This is a genomic window from Streptomyces sp. SudanB5_2050 (assembly GCF_964272335.1).
Lineage (GTDB): Bacteria > Actinomycetota > Actinomycetes > Streptomycetales > Streptomycetaceae > Streptomyces > Streptomyces rochei.
Window position 1 is genome coordinate 1,837,161 of record NZ_OZ186760.1, and the last position, 21,104, is coordinate 1,858,264.

Genomic DNA, 21,104 nt, shown 5'->3' on the forward strand with positions numbered 1-21,104 from the left:
TGGGCCGGGAAACCGGGTGCACGCGGCGGCCGGGTGCCGGATCATGGCGGCATGTCCGTGAACCCGCACGACGCCCTGCCGATCCGGCTCAACGTCGACGACAGCGACTCCCCGTCCGATGTCGTCGACGCGCTGTTCCTCGGCCGTTTCGCGACGGGCGAGCAGCCCTTCTCCCACGCGGCCAACATCGACCGGGTGCGGTCCGGGGCGACGCTGCTGCCGCCCGGCGCGCGCGTGCTGCGGACCGCCCGGGACGACGACCGCAGCGCGACCCTGGCGGAGGGCGACGGCTGGACCCTGCTGGTCTCCCGCTGGAACCGGGGCGCCGACGTCACGGTGACGGCGACCACCGCCGACCTGGCCGAGAAGGTGCTCGCCGACGCGACGGACGGCGCGGCGGACGAGCCCGAGCCGCAGCCGGAGAACGTGACGATGGGGTTCTGGTACGTCTCGCCGCGCCGCGGCCCGCACCGCACCACCCGGCAGATCTCCGCGGGCACCTGGGACGAGGTCCGGGCCAACTACACGGCGCCGGTCGCGGACGCCATGGACGGCCTGATGAAGACCACCCCGGAGGACATCGCGGGCCGCCTGCTGCTCCTGCACGGGCCGCCGGGCACCGGCAAGACCTCGGCGCTGCGCACCCTCGCCCGGTCCTGGCGGGACTGGTGCCAGGTCGACTGCGTACTGGACCCGGAGCGGCTCTTCTCCGACGTCGGCTACCTGATGGACATCGCCATCGGCGAGGAGGACGCGGCGGGCAAGGGCCGCTGGCGGCTGCTGCTGCTGGAGGACTGCGACGAGCTGATCCGCGGCGAGGCCAAGCACACGGCCGGCCAGGCGCTCTCCCGGCTGCTGAACCTGACGGACGGGCTCCTGGGCCAGGGCCGCAACGTCCTGGTCGGCGTCACCACCAACGAGGACCTGGAGCGCCTCCACCCCGCCGTCGTCCGTCCCGGCCGCTGCCTGGCCCGTATCGAGGTCGGCCCGCTCACCCGCCGGGAGGCGGTGGACTGGCTCGGCAGCGAGGCCGCGGGCCGGGAGGAAGCGATCGGCCGCGAGGGTGCCACGCTGGCGGAGCTGTACGCGCTGCGCCGGGGCACCTCGCCGACCACGCTGCCGGAGCCGCGGGACGGCGCGGAAGCCGGGCTGTATCTCTAGCCCGGTGCTTTGATGGGGGTATGACCCTGTTCGTCGGGACGTCGGGCTGGCAGTACCGGGACTGGCGGGAGGCGCTCTACCCGCCCGGTCTGCCCGTACGGCTGTGGCTGGAGCGGTACGCGGAGACCTTCGCGACCGTGGAGATCAACAACGCGTTCTACCGGCTGCCGTCCCGGGAGACCTTCGAGGCGTGGCGCGAGCGGGTGCCGGCGGACTTCACGGTCGCGGTCAAGGCCAGCCGCTACCTCACCCACGTCAAGCGCCTGCGGGACCCCGAGGAGCCCGTCGACCGCCTGATGACCCACGCGGCGGGCCTCGGCGACCGCCTCGGCCCGGTCCTGCTGCAACTGCCGCCGACCCTGCGGGCCGACCCGGTCCTCCTGGACACCTGCCTGGCATGCTTCCCGCCCGGCACGCGGGTCGCGGTGGAACCCCGGCACGCGTCGTGGTGGACGCCCGAGGTGCGGGAGGTCCTGGTGTCCCGGGGCGCGGCCCTGTGCTGGGCGGACGTCCTGGCCCGCCCGGTCACCCCGCTGTGGCGCACCACCGACTGGGGGTACGTCCGCTTCCACCAGGGCCGGGCGGCGGCCTGGCCGCACTACGGCCGCCGGTCGCTGGCGACATGGGCCGACCGCATCGCCACGACCTGGACGGACGACCACGACGTGTACGCGTACTTCAACAACGACCCGAACGCGGCGGCCGTCGGCGACGCACAGCTCTTCGCCGCATCGGCCCGCGCGGCGAACCTGACGGTCACCCGGACGCTCCCCGCAGAGGCGCGGGGCTGAGACACGGCGCGGCTCCGCCGCGCGGACGCGACCAGTCACACCGGACCCACGGGCAGCCCCCGGCCGACGGCGGAACGGCGCTCAGTCCCCGTAGGCCGCCCGCACCGCGTCCCGCACCGCGGCCACCGCGTCCTCCTCCGCCACCCCGAGCCGCCGGGCGCGCTCGGCGTATCCCCGCGCCGCGGAGGCCAGCTCGCGCTCCGCCGCCGACCCCGCGGCGGCGACGAACGTTCCGTTGCGCCCCCGCGTCTCGATCACCCCGTCCCCCTCCAGCGCCCGGTACGCCTTGGCGACCGTGTTCGCGGCGAGCCCGAGGGTCTCGGCCAGCCCGCGCACGGTCGGCAGCCGGTAGCCGACCGGCAGCGCCCCCGACCGCGCCTGTTCGGAGATCTGCGCGCGCACCTGCTCGTAGGGCGGGGTTCCGTCATCGATGTGGATCTGCAAGCTCACCCGGCGATTGTCCCGTATCCCCGGAAAAATGAGAGGCACCCCGGCGTCCCTGCGCCGTAGCGTGCGCCCACATGACCGTACTCGTACGCGACCTGCGTCCCGACGACCCGGCCGATGTCGCCGCCTTCGCGCATGTCCGGCACCTGGCCCTGCCGTACATCCTGTGGACGCCGGAGGGCGTCGTCCACCACCTCGTGCACACGCACCCGGACGCCCGGAGCCGGTCCCTCGTCGTGGAGGAGGACGGGGAGACGATCGGCACGGCGCAGCTCGGGCTGGTGCACGACAGTCCGGAGCCCGGCCAGGCGTACCTCAACGCCTATGTCCGCCCGGACCGGGTCCGCCGCGGCGCCGGCGGACTGCTGGTGCGCACGGCCGAGGAGTACCTCGCCACGGAGGGGGCGACGAAGGTGTTCGCGTGGGTGCTGGACGAGCCCGCCTGCCTGGCCTTCGCCGCACGGCACGGTTACGGGCGACGGCGCTCGGCCCACTTCCTCCGCCTGGACCTGGCGAACGCCGCGCTGCCGGAGCCGCCGCCCGCGCCGGGCGTCGAGCTGTGCTCCGCCGCCGACTTCGCGGACGATCCCCGCCCGCTGTTCGAACTGGACGCGGAGACGCTGGCGGACGAACCGAGCGACGTCGACGTCGAGTTCACGGACTACGAGGCGTGGCTCGCGGAGACCTGGCGGCACCCGCTGCTGAACCGTGAGCTGACCACGGTCGCGGTCGTCGACGGCCGGCCCGCCGCCTTCAGCGTGGCCTACACGGACGGCACCCGGTACTCGACCGCGATGACCGGCACCGCCCGCGCCCACCGCGGCCGGGGCCTGGCCAAGCTCACCAAGACCGACTCCCTGCGCCGCGCCCGCGCCGCCGGGTACACGGAGGCCCTGACCGGCAACGACACGGACAACGGCCCGATGCTCGCCATCAACAAGTGGCTCGGGTACGCGATCTGCGGGACGGAGGTGCGCCATGTCCGTGAACTCGGCTGAGCCGCCTGCCGAGGTGGACGTCGTCCTGGTCAAGGCGGGCCGCACGAAGATCCGGTACGGGGGCGTGCTGCTGCACGACGACGGCACCCGGCTCGCCGTCCGCGCCCCCTGGGCGGGCGCCGGCGCCCGCGACTTCGGCTTCGTGCGCTTCGAGGCCGGTGACGTCTTCACCGAGTACTACTGGCGCGACCGGTGGTACTCGGTGAAGGAGGTCCGCACGGCGGCCGGTGCGCTGAAGGGCTGGTACTGCGACATCACGCGACCCGCCGTGCTCACCGGCGCGGAACTGGTCGTCGAGGACCTCGACCTCGACCTGTGGCGCTCCGCGGACGGCACGGACGTACGGCGCCTCGACGAGGACGAGTTCGCGCGGAGCGGCCTGCCGGAGCGCGACCCCGAGTCCGCCGCCGCCGCGGTGGCCGCACTGGACGAACTGGAGCGGCTGGCACGCGGAGCGGACTTCACCGCGCTGCTGGCGTGACGGAGTCCGGCCGCCACGCACGGTGCCCGCGTCGTCACCGTCACCGCCCCTGTGCCCGGAGTGACATCCGGCCCGACAAGGCAGGCGGGACAAGGGGACGTGAGAACCGCCACTGACAGGGATGCATCGATGAGGAACTCTCGGGGAAAGGGTCTACCTCCGTGAGAACGCGGAACCCGGTGGATCCGTAAGGAGGCAGCCATGCGCCGTCTGACCGTGCAGAAGCCCCTGAAGAAGACCGACGCCCGCCGAGTCCGCGAGGAGGTCGACGAGCGTCCCTCGGGGCGCCCGGAGGTCCGCAAGGACATCGCGCGCACCTGGTGGCCGGACAGCTGACCGGGCCGGTCGGGCATGAGACGCCTCAGATCAGCCGCTTGCGGTAGTGGACGCGGTCGTAGGGCCCGTCCACCCTCCGTTCCACGACCTCGTAGCCGTACTTCGGATAGATCTTCTGGTTCTCCCACATCATGGCGTTGGTGTAGAGCCTGACCTCGGTCAGGCCCAGCGCCCTCGCGTGCGCGTCCACGAACCGCAGCAGCCGCCGTCCCACCCCCGTGCCGTGCGCGTCGGGGTGGACGGCGATGCTGTCCAGGAACAGGTGGTCCGCGTGCGCCTCCACGACGACGAGCCCCGCGACCTCCCTACCGGGCCCGCCCGTGACGAACACCTTCCCCTCGGCCACGTCCGCCGCGTGGTCCGCCTCCATGGGCTGCGGCACCACGCCGATGCGCTCGACGTAGGGGCGGTAGGCGGCGTCGGTGACGGCCTTCACCGCCGGTACGTCGGCGGCGGACGCCGGCCGGATCTGCTCTCGTTCCATGCGGCGAACGGTAGCTACCTCAGCCCAGCCTGAGCACTCCCTTAACGCGACCATAAGGATCTCCATCACCCGCCTCCAGCAGGCGATTTCACGGTTTCTTGGGGCTAGCTTGCTGATCAACCCCACGGGTTCCGGCCCGAGTTCCGCATCCCCAGTGACCGTTTCGAGGAGTTCCCCATGCCCGCACCGTCCGCGCCCCGCAGGGTCGCCGCCGTCGCCGTCGCCGGCCTCGCCCCGCTCGCCCTGACCACCCTGGCCGCCGCCCCGGCGTCGGCGCACGGTTCGATGGGCGACCCGGTCAGCCGGGTGTCGCAGTGCCACGCGGAGGGGCCCGAGAACCCGAAGTCCGCCGCGTGCAAGGCGGCCGTCGCGGCCGGCGGCACCCAGGCGCTGTACGACTGGAACGGCATCCGCATCGGCAACGCCGCCGGCAAGCACCAGGAGCTGATCCCGGACGGCAAGCTGTGCAGCGCCAACGACCCGGCGTTCAAAGGCATGGACCTGGCCCGCGCCGACTGGCCCGCGACCAGCGTGAGCAGCGGCGCGTACACCTTCAAGTACCGCGTGACGGCGCCGCACAAGGGCACCTTCAAGGTGTACATCACCAAGCCCGGCTACGACCCGGCGAAGCCGCTGGGCTGGGGCGACCTGGACCTGTCCGCGCCGGTGGCGACGGCCACCGACCCGGCGGCCTCGGGCGGTTTCTACACCTTCTCCGGCAAGCTGCCCGAGCGCTCCGGCAAGCACCTGCTGTACGCGGTATGGCAGCGCTCGGACAGCCCGGAGGCGTTCTACTCCTGCTCCGACGTCTCCTTCGGCGGCGCCGGCACGAGCGGCGGCGGCAGCGGCACGGCGGCCGGTGACTCCGCGGGCGGTGACTCCCCGGGCACCGCCGCCCCGGCCCCCGAGGCGTCCGCCCCGTCCGAGGAGCAGATCGCGGCCGCCGCCGACAAGTCGACGATCGAGCACCACGGCCACGGCGACCAGGACGCCGAGACGACGACGGACCCGACCGACCCGGCCGCCCCCGCCTCCGGGGACGAGGCGTCCGGCGCGGGCACCGAGGCCGCCGCGGCCGGTGAGCCCAACGAGGTCAAGGCCGCCGGCGCCGGCACCGAGAACCTCGCCGAGACCGGCGGGGACGGCACCACCGCCTACATCGCGGTCGGCGGCGCCGCCGCCCTGGCCGTCGGGGCGGCCGCGATGTTCGCGTCGGCGCGCCGGCGGGCCGCCGGGGGCAGGCACAGCGGCTGACCCCCGGGTACGGGGTGGCGCGGGGCTCGTCCGGCGGCTCAGGCCGGACGAGCCCCGCGTGGCGTACGGGGTGCGGGCCGGGCGCGGTTCACCACACGGGGCGGATCGGCCCGCCCGGCGCGATGCGCAGGAGGCGGTCCCGCAGCTCCGCGACCCCGCCCTCGCCGAGCGCGTCGGCCCACTCGGCCACGGCATCCGCCGCCGCCTCCTCCGCGGCCCGCGTGCAGGCCCACCCGGCCTCGGTCAGCACGACCAGCCGTGCGCGCGCGTCGGCGGGGTGCGGCCGGCGTTCGACGTACCCCCTGCGGACCAGCTCCTCGACGAGCTGACTGGCGGCCTGCTTGGTCACCCTGAGGTGCCCGGCGAGCTCGGTGACCGTCGCCCCGTCCGGGGCGAGCCGGGTGAACGCGAAACCGTGCGCGGGCCGCACTCCCTCGAAGCCGCGGGCGACGACGCCTTCGTGGATGCGCCGGGTGAGTTCACCGGCGGCGGCGAGCAGGGCGGCGGACACGGCCATGGCTTCGGAATTCTGCACAGGGCATTGAAACACCCTTGACGCGATGGTCAAGCGGCTTGACCATTAAGGGCGACAGATCAGTCAAGCCGCTTGACCATCATCGCCCGGGAGGCCGCCATGCCCATCGTCCGCTGCTCCGAAGCCGAGACCCACGAGATCCACGGCGCCCGTTTCGTCTCGTACGCCGCTCCCCGCACCGGCAGCAGGGAGCTGTGCGCCTGGCGGGGCGAGATCCCGGCGGGCACGAAGGCGCCCGCGCACACCGTCGACCGGGAGGAGATCCTCCACCTGCTCACCGGTGAGCTGCTGATCACCCTCGACGGCCGCACCGAGCGCGTCACCGCGGGCGACACCGTGATCGTCAACCCGGGGGCGACCCTCGCCGTCGAGAACCCGACCGACCGGACCGCCACGTCCTGGGTCACCACCTCCGTCGGTCTGACGGCGGAGCTGGCCGACGGCACGGTGCTCACTCCCCCGTGGGCCAACTGACCCGCGCGGGCGTCATGCCGCCAGCGACCCCGGCATCACCGCCCTCGGCCCGAACTTCGCCCGCGCGCGGTCCGCGACCTCCTCGATCCGGCGGACCTTCTCGTCCACGGGGTCGAAGGTGAGCTGGTGGGAGGCCAGCTCGGCGGGGGCCAGGCCCTCGGCGCGCAGCGCGATCGAGCGGACCCGGGCCCGTTGGAGGCCGAGCGCTCCGTACAGGTCGTACGCGGTCCGGGTCAGGGCCGCCGAGTGCGCGGTGGGTTCGGGCAGGGTGCGGCTGCGGGTGGTGGCGGAGCGGTCGGCGTAGCGCACGGTCAGGGTGAGGGTGCGGCAGACCTTGTCCACGGCGCGCAGCCGGGCGCCCAGCTCCTCGGCGGCCGAGAGCAGGGCGCGGCGGTGGCGGCCGGGGTCGAGTTCGTCGCGGTCGAAGGGGCGGTCGGCGGCCAGGGAGCGGGAGACGCCGTTGGGGACCACCCGGCCCCGGTCGACGCCGTTCGCCTTCTCGTGCAGTTCGCGGCCCGCCCTGGCGCCGACCAGGCGCTGGAGGGTGGACAGGGGCGCGGCGGCCACCCGGCCGAGGGTGTCGAGGCCGTACTCGCACAGCGTGCGGGCGGTCGCGGTGCCGACGCCGGGGAGCGCGGCGACGGGTTTGCCGGCGAGGAAGTCCCGCTCCCCGCCCTCGGGCACCGCGCCGGTCAGCCCCGGCCGGGCGTCGCGCAGCGCCATGCGGGCCAGCATCGGCCCCGGACCGGCGCCGATCACGCAGTCGACGCCGTACAGCGCGAGGGCGCGGACGCGGATCACCGAGGCCAGTTGCACGGCGTCGCGCCCGAAGTACCGCTCGGCGCCCCGCAGGTCGGCCAGCGCGCCGTCAGGGGGCAGCGCCTCGACGACCGGCGTGAACTCCTCCAGCAACCCGAGCAGTTGGGGCAGGGCCGCCTCGTACATCGGCGGCAGCTGGAAACGTACGCAGAGGATGGTCATCCCGCACTCCCCGGACTCTGGTGCCACAACTTCCTTCCGACCGCGGGCCCTTCGCCCGCGGGGCGCAGATCGGCCCAGGGGTGCATCTCGTACCCGGTGGACATGCGGATCGTCCGCTGCCGCTCCATCGGGTCCTGGGCCGCGGAACCGGCCGGCGCGGGCTGTCCGTCCGAACCGGCGAGACGACGGCGCGCCGGGCCGCCCTCGGGATCGTCGCCCCCCTGGCCTCCGCCCGCTCCGGCCAGCCGGGCGGCGACGCCCTCCAGCCCCTCCTCCCGGCGGACCTCCAGCAGGTCGGCGAGGTTCCAGGCGGCGGAGCCGACCACGCTGAGGCTGCGCGGGCCGCGCCGCTGCACCACCCCGCGCACCAGCAGCAGCCAGGAGTGGAAGACGGTGTGCGCGCAGGCGTCGTGCGAGTCGTCGAAGAAGGCGAGGTCGACCAGGCCGGAGCCGTCGTCGAGGGTGGAGAAGATGACCCGGCGGCCGGAGCGGATCGGCGGGGTCTGGGTGGCCGCCTTGGCGCCCGCGACCAGCACCGTCTCCCCGTGCCGGGCCTCGCGCAGCCGCTTGGCCGAGACCACGCCCAGCTCGCGCAGGAAGGTGCGGTGGTCGTCCATCAGGTTGCGCGAGGCGTCCATGGAGAGCACGCCCAGTTCGGCGCTGAGCTTCTCCGCGGAGGTGAGGTCGGGCAGTCCGGCGGAGGCGGTCCTGCGGCCGCCGGACAGGGGGAGCTGGTCACCGCGTCCGCCCCGGGCGCCGCGGTGCAGCTCGGTCAGGTGCAGTTGCAGGTCGCGGCGGTTGGCGCCGAACGCGTCCAGCGCGCCGACCTGGGCGAGCCGTCCGGCCAGCGGCCTGCTGGGGCGCGCCCGTTCCCAGAAGTCGAGCAGGGAGGCGTACGGCTGCCCCTCGGCGACGCGTTCCGCCTCGGCCTCGCTGATGCCGTGCACGTCGGAGAGGGCGAGGCGCAGGCCCCACACCTTCGCTCCCCTTGATTCAGACACCAGTTCGATCCTGTGTGCGACCCCCGACTTGTTGACGTCCAACGGCAGGATCGGCACCCCGCGCCGTCGCGCGTCCGCCAGCAGCAGCCGCTTCGGGTACATGCCGGGGTCGTGGGTGAGCAATCCGGCGTAGAAGGCCGCCGGGTGATGGGCCTTCAGCCACGCCGACTGGTACGTCGGCACGGCGAAGGCGACCGCGTGCGCCTTGCAGAAGCCGTAACTGCCGAAGGCCTCGACGATCTCCCAGGTCCGCTGGATCGTTTCCGCGTCGTATCCGTTCGCCGCCGCGTGCTGCGCGAACCACACCTTGATCCGCCCCTGCGACTCCGGGTCGGAAAGACCGCGCCGCACCCGGTCCGCCTCACCGCGCCCGCAGCCGGTCATGATGGCCACGATGTCGATGACCTGCTCGTGGAAGACGACGACCCCGTACGTCCCCTCCAGCGGCTCCGCCAGGTCCTCGTGCGGATAGCGCACCGGCGCCCGCCCGTGCCGGGCCTCGATGAACGGCCGCACCATGTCGGCGGCGACCGGTCCCGGCCGGAAGAGCGAGATGTCGACCACGAGGTCGTGGAAGGTGGACGGCTGGAGCCTGCCGACCAGGTCCCGCTGGCCCGGCGACTCGATCTGGAAGCAGCCCAGCGTCTCGGCGGACCGGATCATCCGGTACGTCGCCGGATCGCCCTCCGGTACGGCGTCCAGGTCGACCCGCTCCCCCGTCGCCCGCTCCACCTCGGCGACCGCGTGCGCCATCGCCGACTGCATCCGCACGCCGAGCACGTCCAGCTTGAGCAGCCCGAGGTCCTCCACGTCGTCCTTGTCGAACTGCGCCATCGGAAAGCCCTCGCCGCTGGTCGGCATGACCGGCGTACGGGAGAGCAGGGAGGCGTCGGACAGGAGGACACCGCAGGGGTGCATGGCGACGCCGCGCGGGAGGGCGTCCAGGCCCTCGACCAGCTCCCAGAGCCTGCCGTACCGTTTCTTCTCCCCCGCCAGCTCCCTCAGCTCGGGCAGCTCCTCCAGCGCCGCGCGGGCGTCGCGGGCGCGGATGTGCGGGAAGGACTTGGCGACGCGGTCGATCTCGGCCGGGTCCATGGACAGGGCGGCGCCCACGTCGCGGATGGCGTGGCGCACCCGGTACGTCTCCGGCATGGCGACCGTGGCGACCCGCTCGGTGCCGAAGCGGCCGATGATCGCGCGGTAGACCTCCAGGCGGCGGGCGGACTCCACGTCGATGTCGATGTCGGGCAGGACCACCCGCTCCTTGGACAGGAAGCGCTCCATCAGCAGCCCGTGCTCGACCGGGTCGGCGTGCGCGATGCCGAGCAGGTGGTTGACGAGCGAGCCCGCGCCGGAGCCGCGCGCGGCGACCCGGATGCCCATGTGCCGTACGTCGTCCACGACCTGGGCGACGGTGAGGAAGTACGAGGCGAAACCGTGGTGGGCGATGATGTCCAGCTCGTGGTGCATCCGCTCCCAGTACTCCCGGTGGCCCGGCCGCCGGTCGTAGCCGCGCAGCACCATGCCCGCCGCCGCCCGGGAGGCGAGCGCCCGCTGGGCGGTGCGGCGGCCGGCGCCCACGAGGTGCGGTTCGGGGAAGTGGACGGCGCCCATGCCGAGGTCGTCCTCGGGGTCGACCAGGCACGCGGCGGCCGTCGCCTGCGTCTGCTCCAGCAGGCGGTGGGCGGCCTCGCGCCGGAAGCCGGCCGCCTCGACGATCCGCTCGGCGGCGTGCCGCATGGCACCGGCGTCCTTGAGCCATGCCTCGCCGGAGTCCAGTTCCTTCGTGGCGTCGATGGGGACCAGGCGGCGGGCGGCGTCCAGGACGTCGGCGATCTGCCCCTGGCCGGGGTCGGCGTAGCGGACGGCGTTGGAGAGCACCGGGCGCACCCCCTGCTCGGCGGCGAAGCCGACGGTGCGGGCGGCCAGGCGCAGGGAGCCGGGGCCGGTGCCCTTGCGGCCGTGCCAGACGGCCTCCAGCCGCAGGGCGTCGCCGTACACCTCCCGCCAGGGGGCGAGGAGCCTCGCCGCGCGGTCGGGACGGCCGGCGGCGAGGGCGCGGCCGACGTCGGAGTCGGGGCCGAGCAGGACGGTCAGACCGTCGGCGTGGTTGTCGGCCCAGGACAGCAGAGGCGTGTCGGGGGTGGTGTGGGCGGCGGAGACCAGGCGGCACAGGTCGGCCCAGCCGCGGGCGCCGTCCCGCGCGAGGAAGGTCACCCGCGGGGCCGACTCGTCGACGAAGGCGCCTCCGCGCACGGGGGTACGGCGCCGGCCCCGGCGTACGGAGGTCTCCGTGCGGTCGGCTTCGGGCTCGGGGGACGAGACCGCCAGCTCCGCGCCGAACAGCGGACGGACGCCCGCCTTCGCGCAGGCCTTGGCGAAGCGGACCGTGCCCGCGAGGGTGTCGCGGTCGGTGAGGGCGAGGGCGTCCATACCCCGTTCGAAGGCGCGCTCGGCCAGCCGCTCCGGGTGGGAGGCGCCGTAGCGGGCGGAGAACCCGGAGACGGTGTGCAGATGCGTGAAACCCGGCACACGCACCTCCCGATCTCATGAACCGACGCCCTGTCGAACATCTGTTCCCAACTGCCTCACCCCCACCATAGACCAATTTTCGAATGCGTGTGCGACATCCGTTCGGCCCCGCCCCACCTGCGCAAACGCCGGTCCGCCCGGACCGTGGGGACATGTCGCACACCCCGGTCACAGACCGCCGCAGGGGCTCCTTCCTCGGCGAGGTGAAGGACGCCGTCACCCCGCGGGCCACCCTGCTCGTGCTCGGCGTGCTCGCGCTCCAGCTGCTGTTCATCGCCTCCTACGTGGGGGCGCTGCACGACCCGAAACCGAAGGACGTCCCCTTCGGGGTGGTCGCGCCCGGGGCGGCGGCCGAGCGGACCGCGGACCGGCTGGAGCGCCTGCCCGGGGCGACGCTGGATCCGCGCACGGTGGCCGACGAGGCGAGCGCCCGCAGACAGATCGAGAACCGGGAGATCGACGGCGCCCTGGTCGTCGCCCCCTCCGGACGCACCGACACCCTGCTGGTCGCCTCCGGCGGCGGCACCGCCCTCGCCACCGCCCTGGAGCGCGTCGTCGCCCAGGCGGAGCGCGCCGAGGGGCGCGCGGTACGGACCGTCGACGTCGCCCCCGCCTCCACCCGCGACTTCAACGGGCTCTCGTCCTTCTACCTGGTCGTCGGCTGGTGCGTCGGCGGCTATCTGTGCGCCTCCATCCTGGCGATCAGCACCGGCGCCCGGCCCGCCGACCCGCGCCGCGCGGCGATCCGGCTGATCGTGATGGCACTGGTCGCGATCGTCGGCGGACTGGGCGGCGCGGTGATCGTCGGCCCGATCCTGGGCGCGCTGCCCGGCGCCGTCGTGGACCTGTGGGGGCTCGGCGCGCTGATCACCTTCGCGGTGGGCGCGGCCACGCTCGCCCTCCAGGGCGTCTTCGGGATCGTCGGCATCGGACTGGCGATCCTGCTGGTGGTGATCGCGGGCAACCCGAGCGCGGGCGGCGCCTTCCCGCTGCCGATGCTGCCGCCGTTCTGGCAGGCGATCGGCCCCTGGCTGCCGCCGGGCGCGGGCACCTGGACGGCCCGCTCGATCGCCTACTTCAAGGGCAACGCCGAGACCGCGTCCCTGCTGGTGCTGTGGGCGTGGGCGGTCGCGGGGACGCTGATCACACTGCTGGCCGCCGCGCTGCGCGTCCGGCGGCAGGAGGCGGAGCTTCCCACGCAGGCCGACTAACCGGCGCCGTACGCACGCGGAAGTCCCGCCCCTCGCGCGCGGGACGGGACTTCAGCGGCATTTCGGAGGTACTTCTCAGGTGCGGGTGGTGCTCAGCCGATCTGCGTCCCGGTGGCCGACAGGGCCTCCGTCACCGGCTGGAAGAAGGTCTCGCCGCCCGAGGTGCAGTCGCCGCTGCCGCCGGAGGTGAGGCCGACGGCCTTGTCGCCCGAGAAGAGCGAGCCGCCGCTGTCGCCGGGCTCGGCGCAGACGTCGGTCTGGATCAGGCCGTTGACGATGTCGCCGTTGCCGTAGTTCACGGTGGCGTCCAGGCCGGTGACCGTGCCGGAGTGCACCTGGGTGGTGGAGCCGCTGCGGGTCACCTCCATGCCGACGGTGGCCTCGGCGGCGCCGGAGATGGCCTGGGAGGAGCCGTCGTAGAGGTTCACCTCGCTCGGGTGGTCCACCTCGGCGGTGTACTTGACCAGGCCGTAGTCGTCGTCCGGGAAGCTGGACGCCTCGTTCTCGCCGATGACCGTCCCGGAGGAGTCCGACCAGGTGGTGATGCCCTCGGTGCAGTGACCCGCGGTGAGGAAGTACGGCTCCCCGCCCTTGGTCACGTTGAAGCCGAGCGAGCAGCGCCCGCCGTTGCCGGTGATGGCGTCGCCGCCGGCGACGAAGGGCTTGTACTCGCCCTTGGTCCGCTTGAGCTCGGCCTTGGCTCCCAGCCCGTCGACCACCTTGGTCAGCTTGGCCCACTCGGCCTCGGAGACCGTGCGGTCGGCGGTGACGACGACCTTGTTGGTGGTCGGGTCGGTCGCCCAGGAGGTGCCCGGGATGGTGGCGTCCTCGGCGAGGGTGGTGCGCGCGCTCTTCAGCTCGGCGAGCGAGTTCTCGACGATTCTCGCCTGGGCGCCGGCCTCCTCGACGGTCCGCGCGGCACTCTCGTCCAGCACGTTGACCACGAGGCTCTTCGCCTGCGCGTCGTAGTACGTGCCGGCCGCGTCGGCGCCGAGGTCGCCGAGCAGCGTGGAGGCGAGCTTTCCGGCCGCCGTGACCGACAGGGTCTCGGGCACGGAAGCCTTCGGGGCCTCGCTGGCGTTCGCACTCTGGAAGGTGACTCCCGCGGCGACCAGTGCGGTGATACCCGCGCCGACCACGGCGGCCCGCCGCCTGGGTATGCGTCGGTGCTTCAACTCACGTCCTCCTGTGGGGGGTCGACCCGGGAGGTTGTGGGGACCTCACGGGCCGGAAGGCTGGTTGACGAGCGCTCACTCTTCCAACCGCACAGGGGGCACACAAGGTCGACTTCAGGACGTGCGCACGACAACTTCAGCGTGCACACACGTCCTTCACCATTCATGTCCCTTCCAGGGGGATTCGTGCCGCCGACGCATCAGCAAACGCTACGGGCCGGTAACCGAGATCCGTGCGGCCGGGCGCGCCCCTGTCCTGAATTCGCCTCTTGCGCCCCGGCCTTCGGGTGTGCATCTACACGCGGTGGCGCTCATCCCGGGGCCCGAGGCGGCTCGGGGGGCCGGGGGTCCGGGGCGGCTCGGGGCCGCTCGGGGCGGCCCGGGGCCGCTCGGGGCGGCTCGGGGCCGCTCGGGGCGGCTCGGGGCCGCTCGGGGCCGCTCGGGGCGACCGAGGGCGGCCGAGGGCGGCCGAGGGCGGCCCAGCGCAAAGGGGAGCCCCCGCACACCGGTCGGTGTGCGGGGGCTCGTGGTGCTGCCGGCTGCGCTTCGGTCGCGGACCGGACGGACTAGTAGACGCTGACGCCGTAGGCGCTCAGGGCCTCCGTGACCGGCTGGAAGAACGTCGTACCGCCGGAGGAGCAGTTGCCGCTGCCGCCGGAGGTCAGACCGTACGCGGTGCCGTTGCTGCCGTAGAGCGGGCCGCCGGAGTCACCGGGCTCGGCGCAGACCGTGGTCTGGATCAGCCCGGAGACGATGTCGCCGCCGCCGTAGTTGACGGTGGCGTTCAGGGCGGTGACCCGGCCGCTGTGGGTGCCGGTGGTGGAGCCGTCACGGATGACGGTGGTGCCCACGCTCGGGGTGGCCGCGCGGGTGATGTCCACGCCGTTCGCCGTACCGGGCCGGCTGACGGAGCCCGAGTACCGGACGAGGCCGTAGTCGTTGCCGGGGAAGCTGGACCCGGCCGTCGAGCCGATGACCGAGGTGCGCCCCGAGTTCGAGTACCAGGTGCCGGCGCCGTCGGTGCAGTGACCGGCGGTCAGGAAGAACTCGGCGCCGCTGCTGTTGCGGACGTTGAAGCCGAGGGAGCAGCGCCAGCTGCTCGCGTAGATGGCGTCGCCGCCCTGGATGAGCTTGTTGAACGTGCCGGGGGTGCGCTCGATCTTGAGGGCGCCGGCCTTGTCCCCGGCCTCCTTCTTGATCTTCGCGATCTCGGCCTGGGAGACCGTGCTGTCGATCGTGACCAGCACCTTCCCGGTCTTGCTGTCGACGGCCCAGGCGGTGCCCGGGACGTCGGCCTCGAGCACCGCGCCACTGGCGCTGCTCAGCTCGGCGGCGCTGAAGGTGGCGGGGGTCTCGGTCGCGTTCGCGCTGGGGATCGCGATCGCTGCTGCGGCCACGATGCCGGTGGATACGGCGATCAGCCGAGTCCGTCTCGTGATACCGCTGCGGGGGGTGGTGCGCTTGATCCTCACTTTTCGTTCCTCCACAAAGGAAGTCGGGGGCCCTCTTGTGGGGTTGGGGCCCGTGAGGCGCAGCCAGGGTCGGACCTCCGGGTTCCGGATACGTCGTGCCCCTGACAAGCGCTGAGGTTGGAGTATTCGGCCGAACGGCCGGTCGGCGCAAGAGTGCCTTTCGGCCGTCAAGCTTTGAACGACCCCTGCCGGGCGCCCCGCGGGCCCGGCAGGCCCTCGCGCGCCGGGCGTCTCAACAGCTGCATCCGCAGTCGCAGCCGTCGCAGCCGCACCCGTCGTCACCGCAGCAGTCGCTGCAGCAGTCGCAGCAACTGCAGCAGTCGCCGCACCCGCTGCAGTCGCAGTTGGTGCACGATCCCTCCTTGCGCTCCCCGCTCCACGGGTCGTGGTACGTGCCGCAGCACAACTGGCACGTGCAGGCCAGCCCCACCCACACCGCGCAGCCCGCGAGCAGTCCGCGCCGGTTGCCGCGCGGCGGCTCCGGGGGCGGCGGCGCACCGGGGCCCTGGGGGGCGCCCGGAGTTCCGGGAGGGGCGTACGGGTGGCCGCCGTGCGCGCAGGAGACGGTGCCGAAGGCCCGGTCGACGGAGTTGCCCAGTTCGTGCACGAGCAGCCGGTGCACCAGCCGGCCGTCGGCGAACTCCGCCTCGCGCAGCGCGAGCCGCACCCCGTGCACCGCGTCGTCCGCGAGCCGCCGGGCCTCGGTGAGCGGGGTGCCGGTGGCGGTGAGCGGGTTCCAGGCACCCGACGCGGCGTCAGCCTCCTTGTCCTCCACGGCGTCGAGGAGGTGGGCGAGCCGGCCGAAGAGACGTCCGGCCTCGGCGAGCGGTTCCGCGTTGTCCGGGCGCCCGGCGAGGTACGCGGTGTGCGCGAACGCGGCGGCGGTCGCCGTCTCGGTCGGCTCCGTGACGGCGAGCAGGGGCGTACCCGGACCGGCGAGCGCCTCGATGCCGCCCTGCCGGTCCACGGCGTCCACCAGCACGGCGGTGTCGAAGCCGACGGCACCGCCGCCGCGGGCGCCGGCCGCGTCCCAACCGGTGGCGATCCGGCGGGCGGCGAGGGCCACCGGCCGTCGCGCCAGCATGCCGTCCCCGTCGGCGACGTGGTCGCGGACCTTGGCGGAGGCCAGCACCAGGGACACGGCCGCCGCGAGCCGGGCGCCCTCACCGTGCGCGACGGAGGCGGTGCGCATCCCGCGCAACGGGCAGGGGCCGGCCGTACGCCGCCCGGCACCCGCTCCGCCCTGTCCGGCCTGAGCCTCCGTCAAAACCGATATGAGCAGGCCGTCATAGTTAGTCACGATCCGCGCGAACTGGCCGTGGTCCTTGCGCAGCGCGAGACACAACCCGCACAGATGCGCCATCCACTGGCTGGTGAGGCTCTCCCCGAGCCGGTGCCTGCACGGCCTGACGATTCCGAACACGACATTCCCCCGTGGTTGGCCCGTGGTTGGTACGACGTTGAGCTGCGGCATCGTATCGACCGCCGCGTTCACCCGTACGTACCCGCCCTCACCCGTGTGCCGAGAAGAATCATATTTCACTCACAGTCAGCATCCGTTTGGGAAACGACCCTTGGGACACAAGGACTCTCGACGGATTCGCTGTGCACCAGTACCGTCACAAACCCCCCGCGCGGCGTCTATCCACTTGGCGCGACGTCCGCATCATGGATGACCATAGGGATGCGGAAGCACGAAAGACCGCTGTGAGAGGAGGCGTCCATGGGATCGGTACGCAAGGCGAGTGCGTGGCTCGGCCTCGTCGACGACAACGATGACGAGCGCTACTACGACGACGACTACTCCGAGGGCAACGAGCCCGGCGACGCCTGGGTCACCGACCCGCGCGTCAAGGTGGCCTCGGACGTGGCCGAGGAGAAGGGCCGCCGCATCGCGACCGTCACCCCGGACAGCTTCCGGGACGCGCGGTCGATCGGCGAGCTGTTCCGGGACGGGGTCCCGGTCATCATGAACCTGACGGCCATGGAGGGGGCCGACGCCAAGCGCGTCGTCGACTTCGCCGCCGGGCTGATCTTCGGCCTGCGCGGTTCGATCGAGCGGGTCTCCACCCGGGTGTTCCTGCTGAGCCCGGCCGACACCCAGGTCATCAGCGGCGAGCCCGCCGCGCACCGTTCCGACGGTTTCTTCAACCAGAGCTGAGGCGGGGCCGCGCACCACGGCCCCGCCCTTCCGGCCGGACTCTCAGCGGAAGGCGTCGAGTCCGGTGAGCGCCTTGCCCAGCACCAGCTGGTGCATCTCGACGGTGCCCTCATAGGTGAGCACCGATTCCAGGTTCGTCGCGTGCCGCATCACGGGGTACTCCAGGGAGATCCCGTTCGCCCCGAGGATCGTCCGGGCCGTACGGCAGATGTCGATGGCCTCGCGCACGTTGTTGAGCTTGCCGAAGCTGACCTGCTCGGGACGCAGGCGGCCGGCGTCCATGCGCCGCCCCAGGTGGTGGGCGAGCAGAATCCCCTTGTGCAGTTCGACCGCCATGTCGGCGAGCTTGGCCTGGGTGAGCTGGAAGCCTCCGATCGGCCGCCCGAACTGCTCCCGTGACTTCGCGTACTCGACGGCCGCCTCGAAGGAGCTGCGGGCCGCGCCCATCGAACCCCAGACGATGCCGTAGCGGGCGTGGGTGAGACAGCTGAGCGGACCGCGCAGGCCGGTGACCTCCGGCAGTACGGCGTCGGCGGGCAGCCTCACGTCCTCCAGCACCAGCTCGCTGGTGACGCTGGCCCGCAGCGACCACTTGTGCTTGATCTCCGGGGCGGAGAAACCGGGGCTGTCGGTGGGCACCACGAACCCGCGGATCCCTTCCTCCGTCTGCGCCCAGACGACGGCGACGCCGGCGACCGAGCCGTTGGTGATCCACATCTTGCGGCCGTCGAGCACCCAGTCCCCGCCGGCGTCACGCTTGGCGCGGGTGCGCATGTGGGCGGGGTCGGAGCCGTGGTCGGGCTCGGTGAGCCCGAAGCAGCCGATGACCTCACCGGCGGCCATGCGCGGCAGCCACGTCTGCTTCTGCTCCTCGCTGCCGAAGCGGTGGATGGCGTACATGGCGAGGGAGCCCTGCACGGAGACGAGGGAGCGGATGCCGGAGTCGGCCGCCTCCAGCTCCAGACAGGCCAGTCCGTACTGGACGGCGCTCGCGCCGGCGCAGCCGTAGCCGTCGAGCGACATGCCGAGCGCGCCGAGGGAGCCGAGTTCGCGTGCCAGGTCCCTGATGCCGGGCAGCTCGCCCTTCTCGTACCACTCCGCGATGTGCGGCAGCACGCGGTCGGCGGCCCAGTCCCGCACGGTGTCCCGGACGGCCAGGTCCTCCGGCTCCAGGAGATCGTCGACGCCGAGGGGGTCGGCGGGGTCGAACGTGGGCGACTTGGGGGACGCGGCCATGGAACACCCTCCGGGGCTGGCTGTGAAAACTAGCGCTGCTAGTGGCGGTTCTCGCGCCGACGTTACGACGCCCGGTGCCGCGCGTCCACCATCCCCGCCACCACCGGGACCGAGGCGGACATCCCCCATGGCGGTGATCCACCACCGACGGCCCACGGCGCGCGGGCGAGCGGCAATGACGGCTCGCCGATGCCCCCGGGCGGTACGGCGGACGAGAGCCCCCCGCCCCCGACGGCCCTACCCGCAGACGCCGACGCCCCCGCCACCCACGAGCGACCTCCACCCCCATCCGACGGCGAACGGACGATCCGGGGACGCAAAACCCCACCCCCCACCCGCAGACACCGACGACCCCCCGCCACCCACAGACGACGTCCACCCCCCAGCCGACGTCGAACGGACGATCCGCGGACGCGAACCCCACGGCCCACCACCCGCAGACGCCGACGCCCTCCCCCCGCCACCCACAGGCGACGTCCACCCTCCAGCCGACGGCGAACAGACGGTCCGCGGACGCGAACCCCACGGCCCACCACCCGCAGACGCCGACGGCCCCCGCCACCCACTGGCGACGTCCACCCTCCAGCCGACGGCGAACGGGCGGTGCGTGGGTGGGAGACGCCCCACGGTCACACCGACACGCGTGACTCCACCGCGTCCCGAGGCGCGGGCACGGAGACCGCCTCGCACTGCATCACCCGCGGCAACCGCAACGCCATCACCGCCCCCAGCAGCAACAACCCCGCACTCACCACCAACGTCACATGCAGCCCGTGCACGAACGCGTCCCCCGCGGCCCGCCGCAGCGCGACCCCCGCCGGCCCCCCGAGCTGCGCGGCGACCTCGTACGCCTCCCCCAGCGAATGCCCCGCCGCCACCGACGCCGAGGCCGGCACCCCGGGCACACCGCCCGTCACCCCCGGCGCGTACGCCGCGTTCATCACCGTGCCCAGCAGCGCGATCCCGATCCCGGCGCCCAGCTGGTACGACGTCTCGCCGATCGCCGCCGCCCCGCCGGCCTGCTCCTGCGGCGCCTCGCTCAGCATCGACTCGTACGCCCCGAAGAGCGTGGTCTCCAGACCGAAGCCGAGCAGCACGAACCCCGAGACCAGCAGCGCGCAGTTGTCGGCCCGGCCCATCGCGGTCAGCAGCAGCACCGCGAAGGCCGTCAGGCAGAACCCGGCACACACCATCCGGCGCGGCCCGAACCGCCGCAGCAGCCGCGCGCCCGCCAGCCCCGCCGCCATCGCCGCGAAGGTCAGCGGCAGCAGCCGCAGCCCGGTCTCCAGCGGGGACAGCCCCAGCACCAGCTGCAGGTACTGCGCCGCGATCAGTTCCAGACCCACCAGCGCCAGCATCGCCAGCACGATGCACCCCACCGACGTGCTGAACGCCGGCCGCCGGAACATCGCGAGGTCCACCAGCGGATGCGCACGCCGCCGCTGCCGCCGTACGAACGCGACCAGCAGGCCCGCGCCGACGACCAGCGGCAGCACCGTGAACGCGTCGGCCACCGGCTCGCCGCCGCCCAGTCGCTTCACGCCCAGGACCACGCCGAACAGCCCGGCCGCCGCCATCAGCGCGCCGACGACGTCCCAGGGCCCTGCGCCGTCGCCCTTGGACTCGGGCAGCAGCAGCCGCCCCACCGGGAGGCTGACCAGCATCAGCGGGATGTTGACGAGGAAGACCGAGCCCCACCAGAAGTGCTCCAGCAGGAACCCGCCGAGCAGCGGCCCGACCGCCGCGCCGACCGCGGCCACGGCGCTCCAGACGCCGATGGCCAGCGCCCGCTCCCGCCGGTCGGGGAAGACCTGCCGCAGGATCGACAGCGTGGCCGGCATGATCATCGCGCCGCCGACGCCGAGCAGCGCACGGGCCAGGATCAGCACGTGGGCGTTGTCGGCGAGGGCCGCGAGCGCGGAGGCGACCCCGAAGAGGGCGTAGCCGAGGAGCAGGATCCGTCTGCGGCCCACCCGGTCGCCCAGCGTGCCGAAGAGGATCAGCAGCGAGGCGCAGACGAGCGGGTAGACATCGACGATCCAGAGCAGTTCGATCGCGCCGGGCCTGAGGTCCTCGGTGACGGCGGGGACCGCCACGTGCAGCACGGTGGCGTCGACGGCGACGAGCAGCAGGCTGACGCAGAGGACGACCAGGACCACCCAGCGGTTGGCACCGGCCCCGGCCGTCCGACGGCGCAGCGCGGCGGCAGCCGTGGTCGTCCCGGACATGTACGTACCTCCAAGATGTTCCCTCGCGTCCGGCGGGCCGCGGGGTGGGGACTCCCCGGCGGCTCGGCCGGAGAGGAGCGGGGTCTCCGGGCCGCGCGACGGAACGCGAGTGACTCGTCAGGGTACGCGAGAGCGAGCCCCGCACA

19 protein-coding genes are annotated in these 21,104 nt (G+C 73.4%); 9 read left to right on the top strand and 10 right to left on the bottom strand.

Annotated features, from left to right (window positions below; all coding sequences use genetic code 11):
• The first annotated feature begins 51 nt into the window (after nt 1-51).
• Entirely contained in the window at nt 52-1,161 is a 1,110-nt protein-coding gene (locus ACFZP7_RS08170) for a DUF5925 domain-containing protein (protein WP_046250782.1), read from the top strand.
• A gap of 20 nt (nt 1,162-1,181) precedes the next feature.
• Nucleotides 1,182-1,952 (top strand): DUF72 domain-containing protein, encoded by a 771-nt coding sequence (locus tag ACFZP7_RS08175; protein WP_062138203.1) that lies wholly within the window; start codon nt 1,182-1,184, stop codon nt 1,950-1,952.
• An 81-nt stretch (nt 1,953-2,033) separates the two neighbouring features.
• Here ACFZP7_RS08175 and ACFZP7_RS08180 read toward each other — a convergent pair whose 3' ends face one another.
• Complete coding sequence (locus tag ACFZP7_RS08180) at nt 2,034-2,402, bottom strand: GntR family transcriptional regulator (RefSeq protein ID WP_019325316.1); 369 nt, start codon at nt 2,400-2,402, stop codon at nt 2,034-2,036.
• 71 nt (nt 2,403-2,473) lie between these two features.
• Between ACFZP7_RS08180 and ACFZP7_RS08185 the strand changes: the two genes are divergently transcribed.
• The 3 genes from ACFZP7_RS08185 (at nt 2,474) to ACFZP7_RS08195 (ending at nt 4,214) form a co-directional block, all read left to right on the top strand.
• Nucleotides 2,474-3,397: a GNAT family N-acetyltransferase gene (locus ACFZP7_RS08185; RefSeq protein WP_031016771.1), complete on the top strand. Its 924-nt coding sequence runs from the start codon at nt 2,474-2,476 to the stop codon at nt 3,395-3,397.
• Complete coding sequence (locus ACFZP7_RS08190; protein ID WP_031016772.1) at nt 3,378-3,878, top strand: DUF402 domain-containing protein; 501 nt, start codon at nt 3,378-3,380, stop codon at nt 3,876-3,878. The genes ACFZP7_RS08185 and ACFZP7_RS08190 overlap by 20 nt, the downstream gene beginning before the upstream one ends.
• 201 nt (nt 3,879-4,079) lie before the next feature.
• Nucleotides 4,080-4,214: a hypothetical protein gene (locus ACFZP7_RS08195; RefSeq protein ID WP_019325319.1), complete on the top strand. Its 135-nt coding sequence runs from the start codon at nt 4,080-4,082 to the stop codon at nt 4,212-4,214.
• 25 nt (nt 4,215-4,239) lie between these two features.
• Here ACFZP7_RS08195 and ACFZP7_RS08200 read toward each other — a convergent pair whose 3' ends face one another.
• Entirely contained in the window at nt 4,240-4,698 is a 459-nt protein-coding gene (locus ACFZP7_RS08200) for a GNAT family N-acetyltransferase (RefSeq protein WP_031016773.1), read from the bottom strand.
• Between the two features lie 177 nt (nt 4,699-4,875).
• Here ACFZP7_RS08200 and ACFZP7_RS08205 point away from each other — a divergent pair, with 177 nt between their 5' ends.
• Complete coding sequence (locus ACFZP7_RS08205) at nt 4,876-5,952, top strand: lytic polysaccharide monooxygenase (protein ID WP_031016774.1); 1,077 nt, start codon at nt 4,876-4,878, stop codon at nt 5,950-5,952.
• Nucleotides 5,953-6,040: 88 nt separating this feature from the next.
• On the opposite strand, the gene ACFZP7_RS08210 is transcribed toward ACFZP7_RS08205, so the two are convergent.
• Nucleotides 6,041-6,487 carry a MarR family winged helix-turn-helix transcriptional regulator gene (locus tag ACFZP7_RS08210; RefSeq protein WP_031016775.1) on the bottom strand — a complete coding sequence of 149 codons (447 nt, stop codon included), beginning with the start codon at nt 6,485-6,487 and terminating at the stop codon, nt 6,041-6,043.
• Nucleotides 6,488-6,586: 99 nt separating this feature from the next.
• Between ACFZP7_RS08210 and ACFZP7_RS08215 the strand changes: the two genes are divergently transcribed.
• Nucleotides 6,587-6,961 carry a cupin domain-containing protein gene (locus ACFZP7_RS08215; protein WP_029393220.1) on the top strand — a complete coding sequence of 125 codons (375 nt, stop codon included), beginning with the start codon at nt 6,587-6,589 and terminating at the stop codon, nt 6,959-6,961.
• Between the two features lie 12 nt (nt 6,962-6,973).
• Here ACFZP7_RS08215 and ACFZP7_RS08220 read toward each other — a convergent pair whose 3' ends face one another.
• On the bottom strand, nt 6,974-7,942 hold the full coding sequence (locus ACFZP7_RS08220; RefSeq protein WP_031016776.1) for a DNA polymerase thumb domain-containing protein: 969 nt from the start codon (nt 7,940-7,942) through the stop codon (nt 6,974-6,976).
• The gene (locus tag ACFZP7_RS08225; RefSeq protein WP_385634146.1) at nt 7,939-11,475 is read right to left on the bottom strand and encodes a DNA polymerase III subunit alpha; all 3,537 of its coding nucleotides are present in this window, start codon (nt 11,473-11,475) and stop codon (nt 7,939-7,941) included. Before ACFZP7_RS08225 ends, ACFZP7_RS08220 begins: the two co-directional genes overlap by 4 nt.
• Before the next feature lie 152 nt (nt 11,476-11,627).
• On the opposite strand from ACFZP7_RS08225, the gene ACFZP7_RS08230 reads away from it, so the two are divergent.
• Nucleotides 11,628-12,686 (top strand): ABC transporter permease, encoded by a 1,059-nt coding sequence (locus ACFZP7_RS08230; RefSeq protein ID WP_031016778.1) that lies wholly within the window; start codon nt 11,628-11,630, stop codon nt 12,684-12,686.
• Nucleotides 12,687-12,778: 92 nt separating this feature from the next.
• On the opposite strand, the gene ACFZP7_RS08235 is transcribed toward ACFZP7_RS08230, so the two are convergent.
• The 3 genes from ACFZP7_RS08235 to ACFZP7_RS08245 all read right to left on the bottom strand — a co-directional run bounded on the left by ACFZP7_RS08235 (nt 12,779) and on the right by ACFZP7_RS08245 (nt 16,756).
• Nucleotides 12,779-13,861 carry a S1 family peptidase gene (locus ACFZP7_RS08235; RefSeq protein ID WP_385634147.1) on the bottom strand — a complete coding sequence of 361 codons (1,083 nt, stop codon included), beginning with the start codon at nt 13,859-13,861 and terminating at the stop codon, nt 12,779-12,781.
• Between the two features lie 566 nt (nt 13,862-14,427).
• On the bottom strand, nt 14,428-15,333 hold the full coding sequence (locus tag ACFZP7_RS08240; protein WP_030978204.1) for a S1 family peptidase: 906 nt from the start codon (nt 15,331-15,333) through the stop codon (nt 14,428-14,430).
• Between the two features lie 232 nt (nt 15,334-15,565).
• Entirely contained in the window at nt 15,566-16,756 is a 1,191-nt protein-coding gene (locus tag ACFZP7_RS08245) for a DUF5685 family protein (protein WP_193515829.1), read from the bottom strand.
• Between the two features lie 300 nt (nt 16,757-17,056).
• Between ACFZP7_RS08245 and ACFZP7_RS08250 the strand changes: the two genes are divergently transcribed.
• Nucleotides 17,057-17,494, top strand: coding sequence for a cell division protein SepF (locus tag ACFZP7_RS08250; protein WP_019325331.1), 438 nt, complete (start codon nt 17,057-17,059; stop codon nt 17,492-17,494).
• A gap of 42 nt (nt 17,495-17,536) precedes the next feature.
• Here ACFZP7_RS08250 and ACFZP7_RS08255 read toward each other — a convergent pair whose 3' ends face one another.
• Nucleotides 17,537-18,730 carry an acyl-CoA dehydrogenase family protein gene (locus ACFZP7_RS08255; RefSeq protein ID WP_385634148.1) on the bottom strand — a complete coding sequence of 398 codons (1,194 nt, stop codon included), beginning with the start codon at nt 18,728-18,730 and terminating at the stop codon, nt 17,537-17,539.
• 629 nt (nt 18,731-19,359) lie between these two features.
• A complete protein-coding gene (locus tag ACFZP7_RS08260) occupies nt 19,360-20,958 on the bottom strand; it encodes an MFS transporter (protein ID WP_210952884.1) in 1,599 nt (532 codons plus the stop codon).
• Nucleotides 20,959-21,104 lie beyond the last annotated feature (146 nt).